Origin of the sequence: Sorangium sp. So ce381 (genome assembly GCF_051473845.1) — a bacterium.
In the GTDB taxonomy this organism is placed as follows: domain Bacteria; phylum Myxococcota_A; class Polyangia; order Polyangiales; family Polyangiaceae; genus Sorangium; species Sorangium atrum.
The window spans coordinates 90,678-111,541 of record NZ_CP150336.1; the positions used below are offsets into that span (position 1 = coordinate 90,678).

General features: G+C 70.3%; 17 protein-coding genes. 8 read left to right on the forward strand and 9 right to left on the reverse strand.

The features are described from left to right. Positions 1 to 312: 312 nt before the first annotated feature. Positions 313 to 759 (reverse strand): cellulose binding domain-containing protein, encoded by a 447-nt coding sequence (locus WMF29_RS00350; protein WP_437326924.1) that lies wholly within the window; start codon positions 757 to 759, stop codon positions 313 to 315. A 13-nt stretch (positions 760 to 772) separates the two neighbouring features. On the opposite strand from WMF29_RS00350, the gene WMF29_RS00355 reads away from it, so the two are divergent. Further along, a complete protein-coding gene (locus WMF29_RS00355; RefSeq protein WP_437326925.1) occupies positions 773 to 1,648 on the forward strand; it encodes a hypothetical protein in 876 nt (291 codons plus the stop codon). A 134-nt stretch (positions 1,649 to 1,782) separates the two neighbouring features. Here WMF29_RS00355 and WMF29_RS00360 read toward each other — a convergent pair whose 3' ends face one another. Beyond that, entirely contained in the window at positions 1,783 to 2,247 is a 465-nt protein-coding gene (locus WMF29_RS00360; RefSeq protein ID WP_437326926.1) for an SRPBCC family protein, read from the reverse strand. A 164-nt stretch (positions 2,248 to 2,411) separates the two neighbouring features. Here WMF29_RS00360 and WMF29_RS00365 point away from each other — a divergent pair, with 164 nt between their 5' ends. Both WMF29_RS00365 and WMF29_RS00370 read left to right on the forward strand, forming a co-directional pair. After that, positions 2,412 to 4,058: an FAD-dependent monooxygenase gene (locus WMF29_RS00365; RefSeq protein ID WP_437326927.1), complete on the forward strand. Its 1,647-nt coding sequence runs from the start codon at positions 2,412 to 2,414 to the stop codon at positions 4,056 to 4,058. Beyond that, the gene (locus WMF29_RS00370; RefSeq protein WP_437326928.1) at positions 4,055 to 4,690 is read left to right on the forward strand and encodes a TetR/AcrR family transcriptional regulator; all 636 of its coding nucleotides are present in this window, start codon (positions 4,055 to 4,057) and stop codon (positions 4,688 to 4,690) included. Before WMF29_RS00365 ends, WMF29_RS00370 begins: the two co-directional genes overlap by 4 nt. A 33-nt stretch (positions 4,691 to 4,723) precedes the next feature. Here WMF29_RS00370 and WMF29_RS00375 read toward each other — a convergent pair whose 3' ends face one another. From WMF29_RS00375 to WMF29_RS00385, 3 genes are all read right to left on the reverse strand, one after another. Then, complete coding sequence (locus WMF29_RS00375) at positions 4,724 to 5,590, reverse strand: Hsp33 family molecular chaperone HslO (protein ID WP_437326929.1); 867 nt, start codon at positions 5,588 to 5,590, stop codon at positions 4,724 to 4,726. A gap of 187 nt (positions 5,591 to 5,777) precedes the next feature. Beyond that, complete coding sequence (locus WMF29_RS00380; RefSeq protein WP_437326930.1) at positions 5,778 to 10,031, reverse strand: hypothetical protein; 4,254 nt, start codon at positions 10,029 to 10,031, stop codon at positions 5,778 to 5,780. Positions 10,032 to 10,044: 13 nt separating this feature from the next. Further along, a complete protein-coding gene (locus tag WMF29_RS00385) occupies positions 10,045 to 11,871 on the reverse strand; it encodes an OmpA family protein (protein ID WP_437326931.1) in 1,827 nt (608 codons plus the stop codon). A gap of 344 nt (positions 11,872 to 12,215) precedes the next feature. On the opposite strand from WMF29_RS00385, the gene WMF29_RS00390 reads away from it, so the two are divergent. Together WMF29_RS00390 and WMF29_RS00395 are read left to right on the forward strand one after the other, a co-directional pair. Continuing rightward, positions 12,216 to 12,827: a superoxide dismutase gene (locus tag WMF29_RS00390; RefSeq protein ID WP_272097123.1), complete on the forward strand. Its 612-nt coding sequence runs from the start codon at positions 12,216 to 12,218 to the stop codon at positions 12,825 to 12,827. A 176-nt stretch (positions 12,828 to 13,003) separates the two neighbouring features. Further along, positions 13,004 to 13,777 (forward strand): GNAT family N-acetyltransferase, encoded by a 774-nt coding sequence (locus WMF29_RS00395; protein WP_437326932.1) that lies wholly within the window; start codon positions 13,004 to 13,006, stop codon positions 13,775 to 13,777. A 56-nt stretch (positions 13,778 to 13,833) separates the two neighbouring features. Here the strand turns inward: WMF29_RS00395 and WMF29_RS00400 are convergent, their stop codons facing one another. Next, positions 13,834 to 15,171, reverse strand: coding sequence for an acetylglutamate kinase (locus WMF29_RS00400; protein ID WP_437326933.1), 1,338 nt, complete (start codon positions 15,169 to 15,171; stop codon positions 13,834 to 13,836). A 5-nt stretch (positions 15,172 to 15,176) separates the two neighbouring features. Then, a complete protein-coding gene (locus tag WMF29_RS00405) occupies positions 15,177 to 16,178 on the reverse strand; it encodes an N-acetylornithine carbamoyltransferase (protein ID WP_437326934.1) in 1,002 nt (333 codons plus the stop codon). A gap of 490 nt (positions 16,179 to 16,668) precedes the next feature. On the opposite strand from WMF29_RS00405, the gene WMF29_RS00410 reads away from it, so the two are divergent. Continuing rightward, a complete protein-coding gene (locus WMF29_RS00410; RefSeq protein WP_437326935.1) occupies positions 16,669 to 16,980 on the forward strand; it encodes a hypothetical protein in 312 nt (103 codons plus the stop codon). 24 nt (positions 16,981 to 17,004) lie between these two features. Here WMF29_RS00410 and WMF29_RS00415 read toward each other — a convergent pair whose 3' ends face one another. After that, a complete protein-coding gene (locus tag WMF29_RS00415) occupies positions 17,005 to 17,853 on the reverse strand; it encodes a GNAT family N-acetyltransferase (RefSeq protein WP_437326936.1) in 849 nt (282 codons plus the stop codon). 153 nt (positions 17,854 to 18,006) lie between these two features. On the opposite strand from WMF29_RS00415, the gene WMF29_RS00420 reads away from it, so the two are divergent. After that, the gene (locus WMF29_RS00420) at positions 18,007 to 18,534 is read left to right on the forward strand and encodes a hypothetical protein (RefSeq protein ID WP_437326937.1); all 528 of its coding nucleotides are present in this window, start codon (positions 18,007 to 18,009) and stop codon (positions 18,532 to 18,534) included. 1,020 nt (positions 18,535 to 19,554) lie between these two features. Beyond that, positions 19,555 to 20,118, forward strand: a complete 564-nt coding sequence (locus WMF29_RS00425; RefSeq protein WP_437326938.1) for a hypothetical protein — start codon at positions 19,555 to 19,557, stop codon at positions 20,116 to 20,118. Positions 20,119 to 20,232: 114 nt separating this feature from the next. Here the strand turns inward: WMF29_RS00425 and WMF29_RS00430 are convergent, their stop codons facing one another. Further along, complete coding sequence (locus WMF29_RS00430; protein ID WP_437326939.1) at positions 20,233 to 20,859, reverse strand: Uma2 family endonuclease; 627 nt, start codon at positions 20,857 to 20,859, stop codon at positions 20,233 to 20,235. Between the last annotated feature and the right edge of the window lie 5 nt (positions 20,860 to 20,864).

Here is a 20,864-nt window from a genome sequence, read left to right on the forward strand (position 1 = left end):
GCAGTGGAAGCGATCGCGTGCCATGGCGGGGCAGAACTCCATGGAAAATTGGTTACATCGCGGCCGCCTGGGACGGGCCTGGGCGTGTAACGGCATGTTGCGGGGTGTGGCGTGCGCGCGCGGCGAGACAGGCTGCCACAGCACACGAGCGGGTGCGCCGAGGTGCCCCTCCGTCGAGGCGCTGGATCGGTGTGAGAGCTGGGCAGGCGAACGAGGGGCGCGGGCGCATCGAGGCGCCGTCGGCCACCGGAGGCGCGTCCGCCGCGGGCAGCCGAGCGCGGCTTTTTGGAGCCGCGGAAGCGTGCGGCCGAGCTAGGGCTCGATACCCCAGGCGAGCTCGCCGGCGCGGTACCCGGTCACCTGCATCGAAGGCGTGAAAGCGGTCGCCGTCGCGCTGAAGGAGTAGTCGTTGGCCTGCGTCAGCTTATCGTAGTTCGCGTTGTAGATGGCAATCTCTGCGTATCCCGAGGTGGCGCCCGGGGCGAGGCTGCCTGTGGCGGATGCGAAGCCGATCTCGAGGTAGTGATCGGCGTCCGTGCCAGACGCTTCGTGAAACGTCCTGATGATGTTGTCGCGCCCACCGGTGACCGACGCGAAGTCGCAGTTGCTCATCAGTGCCGACGTGAAACCGTCGGCCGTGAACCAGTAGCGAATCGTCACATCCTGGAGCGGGACGCTTGCACTTCCGGTGTTCTTGACCTGGACCTTGAAGGAGAGAAAGGCGGGGGTGGCGGCGGCGTCTCTCGTGGCGTACTGCACCTCGAGTTCCCCCGTGGGATCGCCGCCGGTGGTGGAGCTTGCGGTCGTGGAGCTCGTGGCGGTACCGCCTCCGGCGCCCGTCGTGCTGCTCGTCGTGGAGCTGGCCGAGCTGCTGGCCGAGCTGCTGGCGGAGGAGCTGGCCGAGCTGCTGGCGGAGGAGCTGGCCGAGCTGCTGGCGGAGGAGCTGGCCGAGCTGCTGGCGGAGGAGCTGGCCGAGCTGCTGGCGGAGGAGCTGGCCGAGCTGCTGGCGGAGCTGCTCGTCGTTGAGCCCGTGGCGTCCTCACCGCCAGCGCCGCCCAGGCCTCCGGCGCCGCCCGTGCCGTCGGCGCCACCTGAGCCTGCCGAGCCGCTCACCGCTGCGCTCGTGACGGTCCCGCCCGCGCTGGACGAGCCGCCTGTCGCGGAGCCCGTCGTGCCGCTCGCTGTCGTGCTGCTCGTTGCAGACACGGTGGAGCCGGCGCCGGCCGAGCTGGACGACGGCGCTCCACCCGAGCTGGCGCCGCCGGCCCCCGTGCTCTCGCCGTCCAGGCTGGCGCCTTGGGCACATGCCACGAGCGTCAGCAGCGAGATGGCACACAGCGCGGTGGCTCCGTTCGGCCAGCAGCTCGATCTGTTGACTCGGTTGGCCCGATTACCGCGACTGCCCAGCTGCGGCGGCGCTCCTGCCCTCGTCGACAGCTTCCCCCCGGAACCCCCGATACGAGCTGCTCCAGAGGCCATCTGGCCGAGCAGCGACGCACACCTCACCATCGGTCGCATCTTGAACACCCCTGCGACCGCTCGACCAAATCCGAAGGCCGAACGGAAGGAAGTTGAGGCCAACAGCTTATACGGGACCGTCTGGCATCAGCAAGAGGCTGGCCATGGGAACTCTCTGCCGATGTCGTAGATGATAAGGTGTCCGTCTACATGCATTGGCCACAGATCGAGCAGCACCGAACCGCAGAGTCCAAAGATCGCCCCTTCTTCGAGGCGAAGGTGAAGTCCCTCTGAGCGCTGCCTGCCGGCGAGGGCGCGAGGGGATCACGTGGCGCGCGTGGGCTGCGAGGCCTCGAGCCGCGCCTTTTCGGCGAGCAGCAGCTCGGTGAACGCCGCGATGAACATGCGCCTGGCGAGCGACCCGAGCGGCTTGCCGACGAGCGGCAGCGGGATGTCGAAGCGCGATGTCCAGTCGATCTCCGTGCCCTCACCGCGCGGGGTGAAGCGGAGACGCGAGCCCTGGTGCCGGAGCGGCTGCGTGCTCTCGACGATCTGGTAGTCGAACGAGGACGGCCGCTCGAAGGCCGTGATCTCCTCGACGTAGCGGATCCGCTTCCCGACACGCACCTCGCGGAGGGCGCCGAGGCCGTTGTGCTCGGTGAGCCCTGGCCGGACGACCTTCGTGTGGGTGCCGTCCCCGGAGCGCAGGAAGCGTTCGTGGTCAGCCACCGCGTCGAAGACCCGCTCGACCGGCGCGTGGATGTAGACGTTGACGTGGACCTCTTCCATGCGGCGACCATTGCATCCATCTCGCTGGGGGAGCACGCGGGCGGTCCGCCGATCGAGGGTGGGGCGGGGCGGGGCGGATGAGCGGGGAGTTCGGTCGCTCCTTGCCAACCCGCCGCTCCTTCCTATAGTGAGTGAGTACTTACTCACCAAATCGGAGGCGGGGCATGACAGGAGCACTGGACGCGCTGGTGGTCGGCGGAGGGCCGACCGGGTTGACGATGGCCGGGGAGCTCGCCCGGCGGGGGCTCACGGTGCGGATCGTGGACAAGGCAACGGAGCCGCCGCCGGATCACTCGCGGGCGCTCGCCGTGCAGACGCGGACGATGGAGCTCTTCAGCAGGATGGGGCTCCTCGACGCCGCCATGGAACACGCCGTGCGCGTGGGAGGGCTCAACGTCCTCCTCTCGAACGGACGGCGCGCCCGGCTGCCGACCCTCGACTTCCCGGAGCTATCCACGCCGATCCCGGGCATCTTCACCGTCCAGCAGTTCGACACCGAGCGCGTCCTGGGCTCCCGGCTAGCCGGGCTCGGCGTGACGCTCGAGCGCGGCGTCGAGCTCGCCTCAACCACGCAGGACAGCGCCGGCGTCTCCTGCACGCTCCGCCGGGCCGACGGGAGCATCGACGAGGTGCGCGCCAGGTGGCTCCTCGGCTGCGACGGCGCGCGCAGCGCCGTCCGCAAGGGCGCGGACATCGCCTTCGAGGGCGACACCTACGACGATCACTGCATGCTCGGCGATCTCATCGTCGACTGGCCGCTGCCGGACGGCGAGATCTACATCAGCCCCTCGCGTCGCGGCGTCGCAGCGGCCTTTCCGGTGCCCGGCGCGCATCGGTTCCGGGTCGTCCTTATCCAGCCCGAACCGTCGCCGGCGCACGGCGCGCCGGTCTCGCTCGAGGAGTTCGAGGCCGCGATGCGCGAGATGATCCCGGTGTCGTTCAAGGTCGAGAGGGCGATCGTCCTCTCGCGCTACCGGCTGCACCACCGCGTGGCCACGCGGCTGCGCAAGGGCCGGATCTTCCTCGCCGGAGACGCGGCGCATATCCACAGCCCGGCCGGAGGGCAGGGCATGAACACCGGAATCCAGGACGCCTACAACCTGGCGTGGAAGCTCGCAGCCGTCGAACGAGGCCGGATGCCAGCATGGCTGCTGGACACCTACGAGGTGGAGCGGCTGCCCGTCGCCCGTCGGCTCGTCGACTTCACGGACCGCCTCTTCGGGCTCATGGCAGGGCACGGTCCGCTGGGCCGGACGCTGCGCGCGGTCGCGCCGCGCCTCGCGGTCCGCCTCCTCGCCATCCCCGCCGTGCAGCGCCGGATCCTGGGATTCCTCTCGCAGCTCAAGATCCGCTACCGGGACAGCCCGCTCTCCGTGCAGATCGGAAGCCCTCCCGAGCGCGGGCCCCACGCCGGGGATCGCGCGCCGGACGCCGTGCTGCGCAGCGAGGCCGGCGCGCAGGTCCACCTCTTCGACCTGATGCGCGGCGCAGAATGGATGCTGCTGCTCTTCACCGGCCCGCAGGCGGACGGCGGGGCGCGCGAGCAGGCACGGAAGCTCGCCGCGCAGCTCCGGGGACCCGACGTCGAGGCCCTGGTCATCGGCGCGCCCGAGGCCGGAGGCTATGCGGATCCCGACGGGCACGCCCACGCGACGTACGGCGCCGCGTCGGCGGCCGCCGTCCTCGTCCGGCCCGACGGCCATGTCAGCGTGCGCAGCGATCCGCTCGACGAGGGCGAGCTCCGCCGGGCCCTCGACCGGCTCTTCACGCGCAGGGCCGAGGCCGCCGGTGGCCAGGGAGAGCGCCGATGAGCCGACGACCGCGCTCGAGCGACACGCTGACCGAGGCGCAGAAGAAGATCGTCGAGGCCGCGGTGGCGGCCTTCGCCGAGCAGGGCTTCCACGGGACCGCGACGCGGGACATCGCTCGGCGCGCAGGGGTCGCCGAGGCGACGATCTTCAAGTACTTCCCGAGCAAGAGGGACCTCCTCCTGGGGGTGCTCGGTCCCGCCATCGAGCACCTCGTGGGGCCCGCGATGGCGCGCTCCATGGATCCGCTCTTCGACGCGAGCTACCCGACCTTCGAGGCGTTCCTGCGGGCGCTCCTCGCCGAGCGCACCGCGTTCGTCCGCGCGCACCCGCAGCTCGCGCGCATCCTCGCGCAGGAGCTGCCGTTCGACGCCGAGCTGCGGATCGGCATCGCCAGCCGGGTGTACGCGCCGATCCTCGCGAAGGGGATCGCCCTGATCGAGCGCTTCCAGCGCGAAGGGCAGATCGTCCCGTGGCCGCCGCCCCTCGTCCTGCGCTGCATCGTCTCGACGTTCGCGGGGTACATCCTCCACCGCGTGTTCATCGCTCCCGACGCGTCGTGGGACGACGAGGCGGAGATCGAGCGGGTCATCGCGTTCGTGAGCCGCGGCCTCTCGCCCGGCCAGCCAGCGTGAGGTCCCGCCTGCCGCGCGCGGGCGCGCGGCCGCTCAGCTCGTCGTCAGCAGCGAGCGGAGCTGCGACGGCGACACCTGGTAGTCCTTCCCGCAATAATCGCAGCGGATGTCGAGGACCTTCCCCTCCGTGACCATCTCCTCGACGTCGCTCCGCGGCAGGCTCGCCAGCGTGGCCATGACCCGGAGCTCGCTGCAGCGGCAGCTGAAGCTGAGCGGCGAGTCGTCGAGCCGCGAGAACGGCATGCCGTAGAGCAGCTCGCCGAGCAGCACGTCCGCCGAGGCTCCCTCGTGGGCGAGCACGTCGTCGAGGCGCTCGAAATCCTTGAGCCGCTCGGTCATCACCATGAGCGGACCGCGCTCGACCTCCGGGAGCAGCTGCACGAGGTAGCCGCCGGAGGCGCCGACGCCGTCCTCGCCGATCAGCGTCGCCACCGCGATCATGGAGACGACCTGCTCCGATTCCTGCATGTACGCCATCAGGCCCGCGGAGATGCCGCCCTCGGTCGGGATCTCGACGACCCCCTGGTGGAGCATGCCGCTCGGCAGCGTGCGCATGACCTGAAGCAGCGACCCGCCGCCGATCTCCACGGCGCTCTCCGCCGTGGCCCCCTTGCCCAGGTTGACCAGGCCGCGGCTCGTGCCGTCCGGGTGCGAGTCGGCCACCAGGCTCCCGTGACCGGCCGCGCCCTTGACGATCGCCTGGACCCGCAGGTTCGGGGCCATCGCCTCGCGCACGAGGATGGCGCCGGTGATCAGCTCTCCCAGCCGCTGCGCGGTCGCGCCGGTCGCAGCTTGCACCGCGATGGCCCCCCGCACGGTCTCGGTGGTCAGCGCCGTGATGACGCGAAAGGCGCCATCCATCGTGATGGCGCGGACGACGGAATCAGAAGGTCGGGGCAAGAGGCACTCTCCCGTGAGAAAACATCGTTAAGCCACGGACGGCCGATGGCAACCCGCGGCGCATCGGTCGTCGCAGGCAGAGGCGCCCCGCGGGCGGGCGCGCCTCGCATAAAAGCATAGTTATTCCGTTGGCTTGTAGCACAGACGCCCCCTGCTGCGCGGCGCGGGGGCGCCCGGGGGGGAGAGCTCAGCTGCGCCGGCGGCGCCGGTGCAGCGCGGCGGCGCAGGCGCCGGCCGCGAGCAAGGCCCACGGCGCCGAGCGACCGCCGTCGCCGTCCGCGCCCACCGTGCAGGCGCAGCCGCCGCCTTGCACAACGACGCCCTCACCGGGGAGCGGCGTGGTGCACGGGCCGATCGTGTCGTCGGGGTTGCGGCAGCCCGGGACGCACTCCTTCGTGGCCTCGTCGCACACCATCCCTGTGCCGCAGGCGCTGTCCTGCTCGCACTCCGCAGGCTGATCGTCCGCCGGGTTGTTCGGATCGCGCTCGCCCTCGTCGACCACGCCGTCGTGGTCCGCGTCCTCCTCGCCGTCGATCACGCCGCCGCCATCGGTGTCGGCCTGCGTCGGCGAGGTCGTCGTTTCCCCCTCGTCGCCGTCCGGCACGCAGGTCTCCGCGTCGACGTCGGTGTCCTCGTGCGAGCAGCCCTTGCCCAGCTCGGTCCCATCGAAGAGCCCGTCGTCGTCGCTGTCGGGATCGAGCGCGTTGATCTTCCCGTCCCCGTCCGTATCGACGCCAGGCTCGATCTCCTCGCCGTCGAGCGCGCCGTCGTCGTCGCTGTCGGCGTCGTCCGGATCGGTGCCGAGCGCCGTCTCCTCGCTGTTCGAGAGGCCGTCGCCGTCGCGATCGCCGCGATCGTCCCCGGGGTCGTTCGGATCGGTCTCGCCCTCGTCGACCTTGCCGTCGTGGTTCAGGTCCTCCTCGCCGTCGCTCTGGCCGCCGCGGTCCGTGTCGGGGTTCACCACGCTCGTCGTGGTGGTCCCGCCGTCGGCGTCGGGCGTGCAGCTCTCGGCGGCGGCGTCGGTGTCCGCGTCCGCGCAGTCCTTCCCCGCCTCGGTGCCGTCGAAGAGCCCATCGCCGTCGCTGTCCGCGTCCAGGACGTCGGCCTGGCCGTCGCCGTCGCCATCGTCGCTGGGGTTCGGCTCTTCGCCGTCGAGCAGGCCGTCGTTGTCGGTGTCGCGATCTTCGGGGTTCGAGCCGAGGAACACCTCGAGATCGTCGCTCAGCCCGTCGGCGTCTCCGTCGGCGTTCTGGCTGTCGTCGGCGCCGTGGCCGGCGGTCGGGTCGGTCTCGCTGGCCTCGCGCACGCCGTTCAGGTTGGCGTCCTCCGAGCCGTCGGTCGCGCCGCCCCGGTCGCTGTCACGGCTCAGCGCCGACGTCGTCGTGGCCCCGCTGTCGCCGTCCGCCGTGCAGTGCCCGGCGTCCGCGTCGGTGCCGGGGCCGTCGCAGGCGAGGCCCATCTCCGTGCCGTCGAAGAGGCCGTCGTCGTCGCTGTCCACGTCGAGGGGGTGGATGAGCCCGTCGCCGTCCCCGTCGTCCGACGGGTTCGGCTCCTGCCCGTCCTGCACGCCGTCGTCGTCCGAGTCCGCGTCGCCGGGGTCCGTGCCCAGCGTCCTCTCGAGGTCGTCGCTCAGCCCGTCGTCGTCCCGGTCGTTGTTCTCGTCATCGTCGTCGGCGTGCCCGCGGGTCGGGTCGGTCTCGCCGTCGTCCGCGACGCCGTTCAGGTTGGCGTCCTCGGATCCATCGGTCGTGCCGCCCTTGTCCGTGTCCGCGTCGAGCGGCGACGTCTTCGTGGCGCCGGCGTCCTCGTCCGGTACGCAGTGCCGCGACGGCGCGGTGCCAGGGCCGTTGCAGCCCAGGCCGAGCTCGGTGCCGTCGAAGAGGCCGTCGTTGTCGCTGTCGACGTCGAGCGCGTTGACGAGCCCGTCGCCGTCCGTGTCGTGAGCCGGGTTCGGCTCGAGCCCGTCGCGGACGCCGTCACCGTCGGTGTCGGCGTCGTTCGGGTCCGTGCCGAGCGAGACCTCGAGATTATCGCTCAGCCCGTCGTGGTCGGTGTCCGCGTTCTGCGGATCGTCGTCGCCGTGGCCGGAGCGCGGGTCGGTCTCGCCCAGATCGAGCACGCCGTTCAGGTTGGTGTCCTCGGAGCCGTCGCTCGCGCCGCCGCGGTCGGTGTCGGCCTCGAGCGGCGACGTCCTGGTGGCGCCCGCGTCGCCGTCGGGAGCGCAGTTGCCCGCCGCCGCGTCGGTGCCCGGACCGTCGCAGCCCAGGCCGAGCTCGGTGCCGTCGAAGAGGCCGTCGTTGTCGCTGTCGATGTCGAGCGGGTTGATCAGCCCGTCGCCGTCGTTGTCGTCCGTCGGGTTCGGCTCGTCGCCGTCGCGCACGCCGTCGTCGTCGCTGTCGGCGTCGTTCGGATCGGTGCCGAGCGTCCTCTCGAGAGCGTCGCTGAGCCCGTCGCCGTCCGTGTCGGCGCGCCGGTCGTCGGCGCCGCGCCCGGTCGTCGGGTCGGTCTCGCCCGCGTCGAGCACGCCGTTCAGGTTGGCGTCCTCCGAGCCGTCGGGCACGCCGCCGTTGTCGGTGTCCGCGTCGAGCGGATCGGTCGTCGTCGCCCCGGCGTCGCCGTCGGGCACGCAGTGCCCCTTCCGCGGGTCCGTCCCCGGGCCGTTGCAGTCCGCCAGCCCGACCTCGGTCCCGTCGAGCAGCCCGTCGTTGTCGCTGTCGACGTCCCGCGCGTTGATGAGGCCGTCGCCGTCGGTGTCGCGATCCCAGAGCTGCTCGTCGCCGTCGGGCACGCCGTCGTCGTCCGTGTCGACGTCGTTCGGATCCGTGCCAGCGGCCTTCTCGTCTCCGTCGCTCAGCCCGTCGCCGTCGCTGTCGACGAGGATCTCCGTGGGCGGCGCGCCCAGCTCCGCGCCGTTGCCGTCCGTCGGGTAGTCCTGGGCAGCGCCCCCCTCGGGGCTCTGCGCGGTGATGATGGCCTGGTTCGCGATCTCGCCGCCCGTGTCCGGATCGATGGTCACGCGGAACCGCACCGTCGTGGTCTCGCTGACGCCGAGCGATCCGCCCTGGGCCGCGTCGGCGCCGTCGCCGAGCCGGACGCGGACCGCCCTCGATGCCGCGACGTATTCGCCCTCGTCATCGCCGGGCGCGTCGGTCACGCCGCCCAGGTTCGGGCCCGAGGCGATCTCGAGCGAGCCCGGCACGTAGGTGACCCCGGCGGGCAGCGGGTCGTTCAGCACGACGGCCGCGGCGTTGTCATCCCCGGTGTTGGCGACGATGATCGTGTATTCGAGCGTGTCGCCAGGCGTGACCCCGCCGCCGTTGAGATCGAGGACCGACTTGGTCGACGTGGAGAGATCCGGGAGGCGCGTCGGCACCGACGTGATGAGGCCGCCGAGCAGGTAGCTGTCGGCGCCGTTGACGGCCGCTCCGACCTGGGCCTCCGTGTCGCCCGCTGCGAGCAGGGCGGCCGGCACCTGGACCACGTCGATGTCGATGCCGCTCATGCTCAGCGGCCCGCCGGTGAGCCTCGGCAGATCGCCCGCCGAGGACATCGGCGCGCCGAGGAACGAGCGGGAGCTGTTGAAGAAGTTGTTCACCGGGTTCTGCGCGTCGAACAGCGCGGTCCCGTTCCACTCGAGCGCGTCGCCGGTCGAGCTGTCGCCGTCGTACCCGACGACGCCGAGCTTCGCCTGGCCCGCGCCCGAGGGGACGACGAACCCCGAGATCCTCCAGCCCACCGTCGCGCCGTCGATCACCTGATCCAGCCCGTCGAAGACGGCGAGGTTCCGCGCGGGCGCGCTCGTCAGCTCGTAGAGCACGACCATCCACCAGCCGGCGAACGCGATCTGCTGGCTCACGCTGTTCAGAACGGTCCCGTTGGAGATCCCGCTCAGGCGATACGCCCCCGCGCCGCGCGTCTGCACGATCGAGGTGACGTTGGCGACCGTCTGGGCGTGGGCGAGGCCCGAGATCTCCGTCTGGCCCGAGACCGTACCGGTCACGCTGGAGGAGAAGATGCCAGGCCGATCCAGGGTCACGGTGAGATCGGCCGAGGTGCCGCTGTCGCGGCTCACCGTCCAGTAGAGGTACGCGTGGGTCACCCGAGCGCCCGCGGGGAGGCTGAGGACCGCGGTGCTGCGAGCCGCCGCGGGATCGATGGTGGTGCTCGCCTCGGCCTGTCCGGCGAGGGGGCTGTCGCCCCGCCAGTAGATGTCGGGCGCCGAGTCCGCCAGCGTCGCGGCCGTGCCGCACGTCCCGACCGTGCCCACCAGCGGCGCGGGCGTGGACGACGCGCAGTCGTGCGCCAGCGTGTTGCCGATGAGGACGAAATCACCCCGCTGCGCGACCTGGACCCGCCGCACTGGAGCCGCGCTCGCGGTCCCATAGAGCGCCCCGAGCAGCGCGGCGCTCGTGAGCCCCGTGAATGCCAATCGCTTTGCCATCGACGCCTCCAGCCTAGGGCTGCTTCTTTTCCTTCTCGATGATGTTGAACTGGACGCGCCGGTTCTTCTGGCGACCCGCCTCGGTCTTGTTCTCCGCGATCGGGACGTCGGGCCCGTAGCCCTTCGCCTGCATGCGCTGGGCGGCGATGCCGCGATCGACGAGCGCCTTCAGCACCGACTCCGCGCGGGCCTGGCTCAGCTTCGTGTTGAACTGGCGCGTGCCGCGGTCGTCCGTGTGGCCCTGGACCTCGATCTTGAGGATCTCCGGGTGGTCCTTGAGCACGCCGGCGACCTCGTCGAGCAGCTCGTTGCTCACCGGCCGGATGGTCGCCTTGCCGATGTCGAACTGCACCTGCTGCAGGATGACGATCTCGGTCTCGGTCACCCGGACCGCGACCGGGCACCCGTTCTGCGTCGGATCTTCGTTCGGCTTGCCCTTCTCGTTCGGGCAGGCGTCCTTGTCGTCGCGGATGCCGTCGCCGTCGGTGTCGCCCGGGCAGCCGTTCGTGGCCGGGTCGGTCGTGACGAGGCCGGCCAGATCCGGGCAGGCGTCCGACGCATCGGGGACCTTGTCACCGTCGCGATCGGGCGGCGGCGGGCACCCATGCTGCTTCGGGTCGTCGTTCGCCGGGCCGGCCTGCTCCGGGCACGCGTCGACGTCGTCCGTGATGCCGTCCTTGTCGCGGTCCCCTGGCGGCGGGCAGCCGTTCTTCTTCGGGTCCGGCGAGGCGACGCCGGCCACGGCGGGGCAGGCGTCGACCGCGTCGAGGATGCCGTCGTGGTCCGCGTCCTTGGGCGGCGGACAGCCGTTCTTCGTGCGATCCGGGCTTCGGACGCCCGCGGTGTGCGGGCAGGCGTCGTCCGCGTCGGCGATGCCGTCGGCGTCCTGGTCCTGCACGGGCGGCTTCACCTCGGGCGAGTAGGCGACCATGGCCACCGCGCGGAACGAGGGCGTACCGACGCCGGGGGTGAGGCCAGGGCCCACGCCGAGCCCGGCCTCGAAGTCGTCCGCGAAGCGGTAGCGCCCGCCGAGCAGGGCTTCCAGGTTGGTCGTGCGCTGCTGGACATCGGTGACCGTGATCGCGCCGGTGATCTCGGGGCCGATCTGCAGGCGTCGCTCGTCGTCGAGCAGCAGCCCGAGGCCGGCGCCCCAGTGCACCGTCATGCCCTGCTCGACGTTGGCGAACTGCTTCGTGGACCGGAACTCCGGCCCCGCGGCGAGCGACCACACCGCGCGATCCAGGTGGCCGCCGAGGACGAGCTGCGGACCGCCGCGCACGCTGCCGTCGCCCGAATACGCCTCGGGGTCGCCGGTCGGCAGCCACACGTAGCCGCCGAGGGCGATCTGGAACGGATCGAAGTAGCCGCCGAAGAGCGTCGCGCGCGCGCCGAGCCGGAGATCCCCGAGGGCGCTGCTGGTCGGCTGCGGCAGCAAGGCGCCGGAGGCGGCCCCGCCGTCGCCCGACTGGAGCGCGAGGGGCAGATCGACGTTCACCGTGAGGCGCTCCCACAGAGAGAGCGAGGCGCTCAGGTGGAGCAGGAGCTGGCTGCCGACGACCTTGCCGTCACCGAACTCCTCGTTCCCCGACAACCGCCGCAACACGAGCGGATCCTGGGCATAATCGCCGAGGAGCATGATGTGGGGTGTGGCGCTCCCTGCCGTGTAGGCGGACTGGACTCCGAACATCCTGTCGCCGGCGGGTGCAGGCTGGAACCTGTCGAGCGCGAAGCCTTCGGGTCTCGCGGGTTCCTGCGCCTCGGCGTGAGCCGCTGCGCCGAGCAGGCACAGCGCCGCCGCGAGCGCGGCCGTCGGATGGGTCCCCTGTGTACGAGCCGGCATGAACGAGGTCGCCTCCTTGCGCGAAGGAACAGCAAGTTCCAGGAGTATCGACCGAAACGGCGGCGGCGTTCAACGTTTCACGAGGTTTTTGGACGCGCGCCGGCCGATCGGGCCAGCTCGGGCGCTGCGCTCTGGGGTGTGGGGGCGTGGCGTTCCTTCGCCCGCTCACGGCGCGGATCGAGCCGGCGTCCGGAGTTTCCTGCGCGGAAGGTCAGGCCCGCTGGCGTCGTGAGTCGGCGGTGCGTCGCCTGGTACGGCAGGGTTGCTACTGGGGGGCGGCAGCGGTAGAGCGGCGACCTGACCCCGCGGCACGCACTGCTCGCGGTACTCGTTCAGGAGGGACCATGGCGCGCGAACCCAAGAACTTCGACAACCTCCTCGGCGGCAACGCCAAGGGCTTGAGCGACCTGCAGCTCAAGGCGCACTTCACGCTGTACCAGGGCTACGTGAAGAAGCTCAACGAGATCTGGGAGCAGCTTGGCAAGGCGGACCGCAGCGCGCCGAACTACTCGTACAACGCGTACAGCGAGCTGAAGCGTCGCGAGCCGGTCGCCTTCAACGGTACGGTGCTCCACGAGCTGTACTTCGAGAACATCGGCAACGGCTCGACGCAGCCGAGCGCCCAGTCGAAGAAGCTCATCGAGGCGTCGTTCGGCAGCTTCGACGCCTGGCTGGCCGACGCGAAGGCGGCGCTCCTGAGCGCGCACGGCTGGACGGTGCTCGTGTACGACTACCAGGAGCAGAAGCTCTTCAATAACCTCATCCGCACCGAGCACGATGTCGGTCTGTTCGCGAACACGCATATCATGGTCGCCGTCGACGCCTGGGAGCACGCGTACTTTGCGGACTACCAGACCAAGAAGGCGGACTATGTGGCCAACGTCCTCTCGGGCCTGAACTGGGACGTGATCAACGCGCGCCTCGCGCAGATCGGGCCGCACGCTCAGCAGGGTTGATTCGTTGCACGGCGGGGGCCTGCACCCCCGCCGTCCCACCGGCGAGTTCGGCGCTCCCTGCGCCACGCGACGACCACCTTCCCCTCGGGCTGGACTGCCCAACGAGACGCGGCTTTCCAGATCATGGCTCGCCCCCAGTGCCCCGGCCGCGTTCGTCCTGTAGACTGGGCGCGGCGATGAGCAAGGCCGAGCCGAGCACCCGCGCCGTCGGGGAAGAGAGCCTCATCTACGTGCGCCGGATCCACCGGCGCGACCTGAACCGGGTCTGGGAATTCCTCAAGAAGGTGTTCCGTGACGTCAACCGGGAGACGGTCGAATACCAGCGGCCTCGCTCGAAGAAGCGGTTCCTCGAGGTCTACGAAGAAGAAGGGGTCGAGCAGCTCCTCTTCGAGGTCCGAGCGGCGCATGGTCAGGAGATCGTCGGCTACGCGGAGTGCGCCTTCGAGATCACCGGGACCGATAACTGGATGAACGAGCGCTACTTCACGAAGCACGACATGCGCCCGCTCTTCGTCGAGGAGCTCGCGGTCCACCCCGAGTACCAGGGCCGCGGCGTCGGCGCCTTCATGCTCGAGCAGCTCGAGCACCTCGCGCGTATCCACGGTTGCACCCACCTCGTGCTGGAGGTGGCCGAGAACAACATCGGCGCCCTCAAATTCTACCGGAAGCGCAGCTTCTACCGGCTGGACGCCGCGATCTTCATGGCGAAGAAGGTCGCTGTCGACGCGGAGCTCCTGCCGCCTCGGGCGCTGAAGAAGCCCCGCAACCCGGAGGCGCTCGGCGCGCCCGCGAAGCCGAAGCGAGCGCCGCGGAAGCCGCTGAAGGCGCGCGGCGGCGAGAAGAGGTCGAGCGCCCCGCCGCCGGCGTCGCGCCCGCAGGTCCCCGCGACGGACGAGGAGAGCGATCCGCTCGACGAGGTGGAGACCGACGGCGGAGGCGACCCGCCGTGAGCCCGAGCGCGACGAGGCGCCCTCGCCACGGCGGATAAAGGCGGCGTCGGTCGGGGTTAAGCCGTGCCGTGCTGGCGCAGCGTCGCCGGCAAGGACAGCGCGTGATCGATGCAGGCCCGGATGTCGTCGAAGCTCGACAGGCCGTACCAGAACACCGTCCAGTTCTCGTTGCGGTAGCTGCCCTCGGCCTGCTGGAAATACCAGGGGTTGATCTCGTTGCCGTTCCGGGCGCGCCAGAACAGCTTCGGGTTCTCGTTCTTCATCCGCGTCCAGAGCGAGCCGCCGATTCCCACGCCCTGCGCCTCCGAGGTCACCGCGAACTTGTCGAGGTACGGAGTGAGCGGGGCCCTCCCGCCCGGGTCGAGCGTGAGGATCGCTGTCGCCCGGTAGGAGTCGGACAGGTAGATGCGATAGAAAGGCTTCTTTTCGAAGTAGTGCTCGTCGAGCTTCCGCTGGAAGCACGTCTCGAGCAGATCGCGGAGCCGGATGCGGTCGATGGCGTCGTCCAGCGCGTCGTGCCGCAGGATCCGCTCGCCGCGGCGGACGAGCGTGCCAGAGCCCGTGTGCGTGAAGAGCTCCTTCGCCAGGTGATCCGGCGATGTGATCGAGACCGAGGAGGTCGCCGGCAGCCCGTCGAGCAGGAGCTTGATCTCCTGCAGCTTGAGGCGCATGCCCCCGTTCAGCGAGGGCTGGGCCATGAGGCCCGCGAAATCCTCCTCGAGGTTGATCGCCGAGATGATGCGCCCGTGCTCGTCGAGGAGGCCGCCCGTGCTCGTGAGGAAGATCATCTTGAACGGCTGTGTCGCGAGCGCGAGCTCGCGCGCGGCGACGTCGGCGTTGATGTTGAGGATCTGCCCGCCCGGCGTCTCCCCGAGGCAGGCCAGGATCGGCAGGTGCCCGGCGCGGAGGCTCGACCTCACCGCGTCGACATGGACGCGCTCGACCTTGCCCACCAGCCCGAGGCGCTCCTCGTCGAGCAGCGACGCCTCGAAGACGCCCGCCGTGATCGGCCGCGTGCGCGTGCCCATCTCCTCGAGCGCCTCGACGAGCCGCAGGTTCTCGCGGAGGAAGACGCGGCGGGCGATCTCGAGGATGCGGGGCGTCGTGACGCGCAGGCCGTTGACCCGCTCCGTCGGGATGCCCGCCTGGGCGAGCGCCCGATCGAGCTGCGGCCCGGCGCCATGGATGACGACGGGATACAGCCCGACCTGGTTCAGGAACACGAGCGAGGTCGCGAGCGCCTCGAGGTCCTCGTCGAGGATGGCGCCGCCGACCTTGATGATGGCGAACTTCTGTTGATCGACGGCCGCGTACTGCTTCAGGTACTGCTCGACCTCCTTGCGGCTGCCGAGGTTCCTGAGCAGGCGGACGATGACGTCTTGCGTCGAACCCATCGTTGTCACCACCCGTTGGCCAGCACGTCCATCACGGCCTTCTGAACATGCAGCCGGTTCTCGGCCTCGTCGATGACCATCGATGCGGGCGAGTCGATCACCGCGTCGGTGACCTTGACGTTGCGCCGGACCGGCAGGCAGTGGGAGAAGAGCCCCCCCGCGGTGAGCGCCATCTTCTGCTCATCGACGATGAAGTGCTTGTGCCTGTCGCGGATGGGCTTCTCCTGCTCCCAGCGCCCGAAGTAGGGAATCGCGCCCCAGCTCTTCGCGTACACGACGTGGGCGCCCTCGTAGGCGGACTTGATGTCGTAGGTGATCGAGAGCTTCTGCCCGTTGCCTTCGGCGCTCTTCCTGGCGGCGTCGAGGTAGCGCTCGTCGAGGTGGTACTCCTCGCTGGGGCAGAGGAGGGTGACGTCCATGCCGAGCTTGGACGCGATGAGAACGGCCGAGTTGGCGACCGCGGTGTTGAGCGGGCGCGGGTGATACGTCCAGGTGAGGACGAATTTCTTGCCGTCGAGGCGGCCGAGGCGCTCCTTCATGGTGAGCGCGAGCGCGAGCTCCTGGCAGGGGTGCGTGATGGTCTCCAGGTTGACGACCGGCACGGTGGCGTGGCGGGCGAAGCCCTGGAGCACCTTGTCCTGGCGATCGTCCTCCCAGCGCTGGAACTTGGGGAACGCGCGCACGCCGATGAGGTCGGCGTAGCGGGAGAGCACGCGAGCGACCTCCTGGATGTGCTCCTCCGGCTCGCCATCCATCGCGATGCCTTCCTCGAACTCGATGGGCCAGGCGCCCCGGCCAGGCTCGAGCACGACGGCGTGGCCGCCGAGCTCCCGGATGCCGACGTCGAAGGAGGTGCGCGTCCGCAGCGATGGGTTGAAGAAGACGAGCGCGATGGTGCGATCTTTGAGGCGCGGGTCGATCGGCCGCCGCTTGAAGCGCTGCGCGCGCTCGAGGAGGCCCTCGATCTCTGCGCGGGTGTAGTCCATCGTGGTCAGGAAGTGCCGCATCGGATGCCTCCTCGTTTGAACGGCGCGGAGCGGGCACTCGCATTGGAGCAAGCTTGGCGGTGATGTCAACGCTGCTCGCGGCGCGCGGCGCGGGCGGGCGATTCAAGGGGGCGGCGCCTCGCCTCCGGCGAGCGGGGACCGCTGCGCGATGCGACGAGAAACCGGGGTGAGCGTGGTTCGCTCGAGGAGATCCCGGGAGCGGGAACCGACGCCGGTGGCGGGCACGGTCTCGTGCCCGCCCCACCACCCGCTGGACGGGCTCCTCGGCAGTGTCGGGGATACCAGGATTGCAGGTGCTGATTTCAGGAACGAAAGGAGTACGCAGGTCCCCTAGGGAAAGACTCGCGGAAATCGAGGGTGCAACCCTTGGCCTGCATCCTGCAAAACAAGTAGGGCAGAGCGCCCGTGACGGTTTCCCCCCCCACCGTCGAATGGGCGCTCTTTTTTTTGTGCTTTGGTGGCGGGGTGGCGTGAAGGAGCGGGTGTTCCTGTGACGCTGGTCGTGATCCTCACGGTGCGCTGCGAGGCGCTCGACGCGTTCCGCGCGTACGAGAGGAAGGCCGCGGCCGTGATGGCGCGGTACGGCGGCGCGATCGAGCGGACCGTGGTGACCGCGCCCGACGGCGCTGGGCTGACCCTGAAGGAGATCCACCTCGTCACGTTTCCGGATGAACAAGCCTTCTCGGCCTATCGCGGCGACGCCGGGCTCGGGGAGGTGGCGCACCTGCGGGACGCGTCGGTCGTTCATACCGAGATCCTGCGCGGGGAAGAGGGACCGGACTACCACCTCGCCCCTGTCTGATCGGCGCCGCGGTGTGGTGCTGCATCACGTCTCGAGGACGTTGCCGCGCTCCGCTTGCACGGGCGGTTCGGCGATGCACGCCGTGGCGACGCGCCGGAACCCGACCCGCTCATAGACGCGCGCGACGCGGTCGTTCTGCGCGGACAGGAACACGGTGCGGATCCCGGCGTCCAGCGCATGGCGGGCCAGAAGCGCGGTGACCGCGGCGGCGAGGCCGCGCCCCCGGGCCGCCGGCAGCGTCCCCACGCCGACGATCTCGGCGACGTCCTGCACGTGCTGGTAGCAGCCGGTGCAGAGCGGACCGGCGAGCGCTCCCTCGCGGCCTCGAGCGACCGCGTGCACCAGCGTTCCCTCGATCAGCGACGCGTGCCACGCGGCCGCCTGCCCGGCCGGGAGCGCGGCCGCGGCGGCCTCCCGCTCGGCCGGTCCCGCAGAGCCGACCGCGGTGTCGAGCGAGCCGAAGGCGACGTGCGCGACGGCCTGCACTTCGGCGAGATCCGGGTCCTGGGCGGTGATGATCGAGAGCGAGACGTCCTCCGGCAAAGGCGTCTGGCGGGGCTCGCCGCAGAGCGCGAGCAGCGGACAGCGCCGGACGTGCAGGCCGGCCGCCTCGGCCGTGGCGTCGAGCCCAGGGGTGGTCTCCAGCACCCACTCGAACGCCTCCGGAATCGAGAGTTGCCGCTGACGCGCGCGTACGGCGGCCACGTCCTCGATCGATACGGCGCCGGCATGGCCGAGGGCGGGGCGGGCATAGTAGGGCCAGCCGTCGCCGCGGCGAACGAAGAGAGTCAGCGGTCCGTGGTCCTCTGCGTCAGCGCGCCAGCGAGGGACGGCATCGTAAAACCGCTCGATGGCGGTGAGGAGAGCGCTCACGGGCCGCGATTGTGTCACCTCATGCGCCCCGGCGCGAGGAGCGCCGGGCTCCTCGGAGAGGCCTTTCGGTGCTGGCGCCGAGCGGCGCCGGCGCCCGCCGTACACCGCGCGTCCACGGGGCCGGCGCCCGCCGCCCGGGTGTAGACTCGTCCCATGTACCGACGTGGCTGCTGCGCGACCCGCGCCGCCCTTGCGCTCGCGACGCTCTACATCATCGGCTGCGGTCCCTCGCCAGCTCAGCTGTCGTCCGGGGCCGCCGCCCCGGTCGAGCTCGTGCTTCCGCCCTCACGCCCTGGCGCGCCCGTGCCCAAGCTGGCGGCGGACGATCGGGAGTCCCGGATCGACGAGAAAGAGCGCCTGCCCTTCGTGGGCACGTGGACCAGCGAGGAGGACGGCTCGCTCCTCGAGCTGAGCGCGACGAGCTTCCACCTCCGCTTTCCGTACATGGGCGCTCCGCGTGACCTCTACGCGCGCATCGTCTCGTACAACACCGAGCGTGGCCACATCGCGCTCGAGTACACGCGCATCCTGCAGGATGGAGTCGAGGAGCCCATCGAGGAGCCGTCCGTGTACATGCGCTACGAGATCCGCGAGGGCGGCCTGTACAAGCACGTCGACGACGGGGATTTCCCCACCACCGTGGACGACGAGCGGTTCGTGCGCACCTCCGACCGGCGGTGAGCGCCCGCCGGGCCTCGACGCCCTCGCCCACAGGGGGTCGTCGATGGGCCGATGGCCAGCGCTTCACCGGGGCGCTCGCTCCGCCAGAAGTCGAGCGGGTGTTCGGGCGACGCCGCGCGGCGACTACGTCAATGGCGTGGGCTGCAACGTTGGCATCAGTCACGGACTCAAGTTCTATACGCCCCTGGTGGCCACCCACAGCTACCGCGTCGTCGTCACCGCCCGAACCGACAATGGCAGCAGCTTCCCGACGCGAAAGTTCAGGATCCGTACGGTGTGGGAGCCGAGCTGAGCCGCCGATCGCCGGCGCGTGACGCCGGCGACCCTCATACCCCGAGCACCACCCCTCTCGCCCTCTCGCGCGTCGCCTCCGCGATCGCCTGCACGTAGAGCCGCGCCTGCGTCTCCTGCGCTGCGTGCGCCGTGCCCGCGTCGGAGCCGGTCCTTCAATCGACCACGGTCAGCCAGTGACCCCCCCCCAAGCCCGCAGCCAGCGCGCCGGATCTCGATCCGACCGATGACCGGTAAAAGTCGTCTGACGTCGAAAACCGTCCGATGCCGATGATAGCCCCGTGGCATTGTCACGGCGTTTGGTGTGACATGTCACGGCGTTTGGTGTGACATGTCACGGCTCTCTGCGTGACAGACACGTGCTCACAGCGGCTCGCACGGGCAGCGCACCGGGCCCCTGGCGCGCCCTACAGGAGCTCTCTTCGTCTGGATTTACCGCCTTGCGGGGCCGTGCCGGACCGAGCTGGGGGCCTGGCGATGGCGTTGAGGCGGGACGGGCGCTGCGTTGGCATGTGCGTTGCTGAACGCGACGGCGGCGGCGATGAGCCGGACCAAGGAAGGCCGTGGTGAAGAGGCGACTCGCCTCCACGCCCTGGCGTGGGCGAACCAGCGCACCATGGCCTCCCGATGCCCGGCTGAACATCGCGATGCCGTTTTCATACGCTTCACAGATGGAGATCTGAAAAGATGAGTCGAATCCATTCCGTAGTGGGATGCCTCTTTGCTTCGATGGCCGCGATGGCCACCACGGGCTGCGCCGTGGAGATGCAGGACGAACAGCGCGATGAAGACGTCGCGGAGGCGGAGCAGGCGTACGGCGAGTCTACTTGCGCCACCGTCGGCGCGGCTGCGACGTACAGCGGCGGCTTCAACTACACCTCGCCGACGACGTACACCACGACAGGCTGCTACAAGGCCCAGGCGGTCGACGTCACCAACTACAGGAGCGGTTTCACTTCGCAGCCCGGTCCCGGCTACACGCTGCATACGTACGTGACCTGGGAGGACACCCTGCCGTCGAATGAAGAGGCATGCGATGCGCTGATTTTGAAGGCCACCCTGTACCGTAAGGAGAACGGGGTCATGGTCAAGAAGGCGGAAGAGACGCTGCACGGCAACTACGAGGACTTCGGTGGCTGCATGGTCGGCCCCCCGTGGGGAATCGACTTCAGTACACTGACTCCGAATGAGCTTCTGTCCGGAGTCGACCACCGCATCGTCGTCACCGCTCGAACCGGCGACGGCGACTTCCCGACGCGGAAGTTCAAGGTTCGAACGGTGTGGGAGCCGTGATCTGCGGGGCGCCTCCGGGCGCCTAGGGGAGGCGCCGCAGCTCGCCGGAGAAGCGGCGCTCCAAGGCGAAGCCGGCCGAGGCTCTCGCGGCAGCGCCGGCCTGAGGCCCCCGGCTCACCTGTCGCCGCTCTCGTCCCGCTCCGGCTCGTCGTCGTCCAGGAGCGGCGCCACCTCGGCCCACAGCGCATCCAGATCGAGCTCCAGCCCGTCCAGCCCCGGTACGCGCACCTTCCCTTCCGAGGCGGGCAACCGCTGCACGTAGTACCCGTCGGGGCCGAGCTCATACAGCTCGAAGAGCTGCGCGTCCGGATCCACGAGCCAGTACCAGCGCACCCCGAAGCGCGCGTACTCGAGGGTCTTCTCCATCCGATCGCGCCGCACGTCGCGCGGCCGCTGCGAGAGCACCTCGACCACCACGGTCGGGGGGATCCGGGAGAGCGCATCGCGGCCGCGGAGCGGCGCGCCCGGGGCGTACATGCACACGTCGGCCTTGCGCCCGCGTCGCGCCGACACGCCGAGCTTGTACTCCGAGCCGAACACCCAGCCGCCCCGCGGTCGGGCCCATCCGCGCAGCACCTCGATCAGCCAGCTGACCACGGCTTCGTGCAGCGTCGTCGGCTCCTCTTCCTCCACGAGACGACCGTCCAGGAGCTCACCCGGCTGGTCCTCCTCCAGGTCGGCCCACTGCTCCAGCGTCATCGGCTCAGGTCGGAGGATCTCCGCTGTCGCTGTCGAACCCATGGCAC

Excerpts from the sequence above, each read along its gene's own strand:
- WMF29_RS00365 (WP_437326927.1), top strand. The coding sequence starts at position 2,412 with ATGACAGGAGCACTGGACGCGCTGGTGGTCGGCGGAGGGCCGACCGGG.
- WMF29_RS00385 (WP_437326931.1), bottom strand. The coding sequence starts at position 11,871 with ATGCCGGCTCGTACACAGGGGACCCATCCGACGGCCGCGCTCGCGGCG.
- WMF29_RS00370 (WP_437326928.1), top strand. The coding sequence starts at position 4,055 with ATGAGCCGACGACCGCGCTCGAGCGACACGCTGACCGAGGCGCAGAAG.
- WMF29_RS00420 (WP_437326937.1), top strand. The coding sequence starts at position 18,007 with ATGTACCGACGTGGCTGCTGCGCGACCCGCGCCGCCCTTGCGCTCGCG.
- WMF29_RS00360 (WP_437326926.1), bottom strand. The coding sequence starts at position 2,247 with ATGGAAGAGGTCCACGTCAACGTCTACATCCACGCGCCGGTCGAGCGG.
- WMF29_RS00400 (WP_437326933.1), bottom strand. The coding sequence starts at position 15,171 with ATGGGTTCGACGCAAGACGTCATCGTCCGCCTGCTCAGGAACCTCGGC.
- WMF29_RS00390 (WP_272097123.1), top strand. The coding sequence starts at position 12,216 with ATGGCGCGCGAACCCAAGAACTTCGACAACCTCCTCGGCGGCAACGCC.
- WMF29_RS00405 (WP_437326934.1), bottom strand. The coding sequence starts at position 16,178 with ATGCGGCACTTCCTGACCACGATGGACTACACCCGCGCAGAGATCGAG.
- WMF29_RS00430 (WP_437326939.1), bottom strand. The coding sequence starts at position 20,859 with ATGGGTTCGACAGCGACAGCGGAGATCCTCCGACCTGAGCCGATGACG.
- WMF29_RS00380 (WP_437326930.1), bottom strand. The coding sequence starts at position 10,031 with ATGGCAAAGCGATTGGCATTCACGGGGCTCACGAGCGCCGCGCTGCTC.
- WMF29_RS00425 (WP_437326938.1), top strand. The coding sequence starts at position 19,555 with ATGGCCGCGATGGCCACCACGGGCTGCGCCGTGGAGATGCAGGACGAA.
- WMF29_RS00395 (WP_437326932.1), top strand. The coding sequence starts at position 13,004 with ATGAGCAAGGCCGAGCCGAGCACCCGCGCCGTCGGGGAAGAGAGCCTC.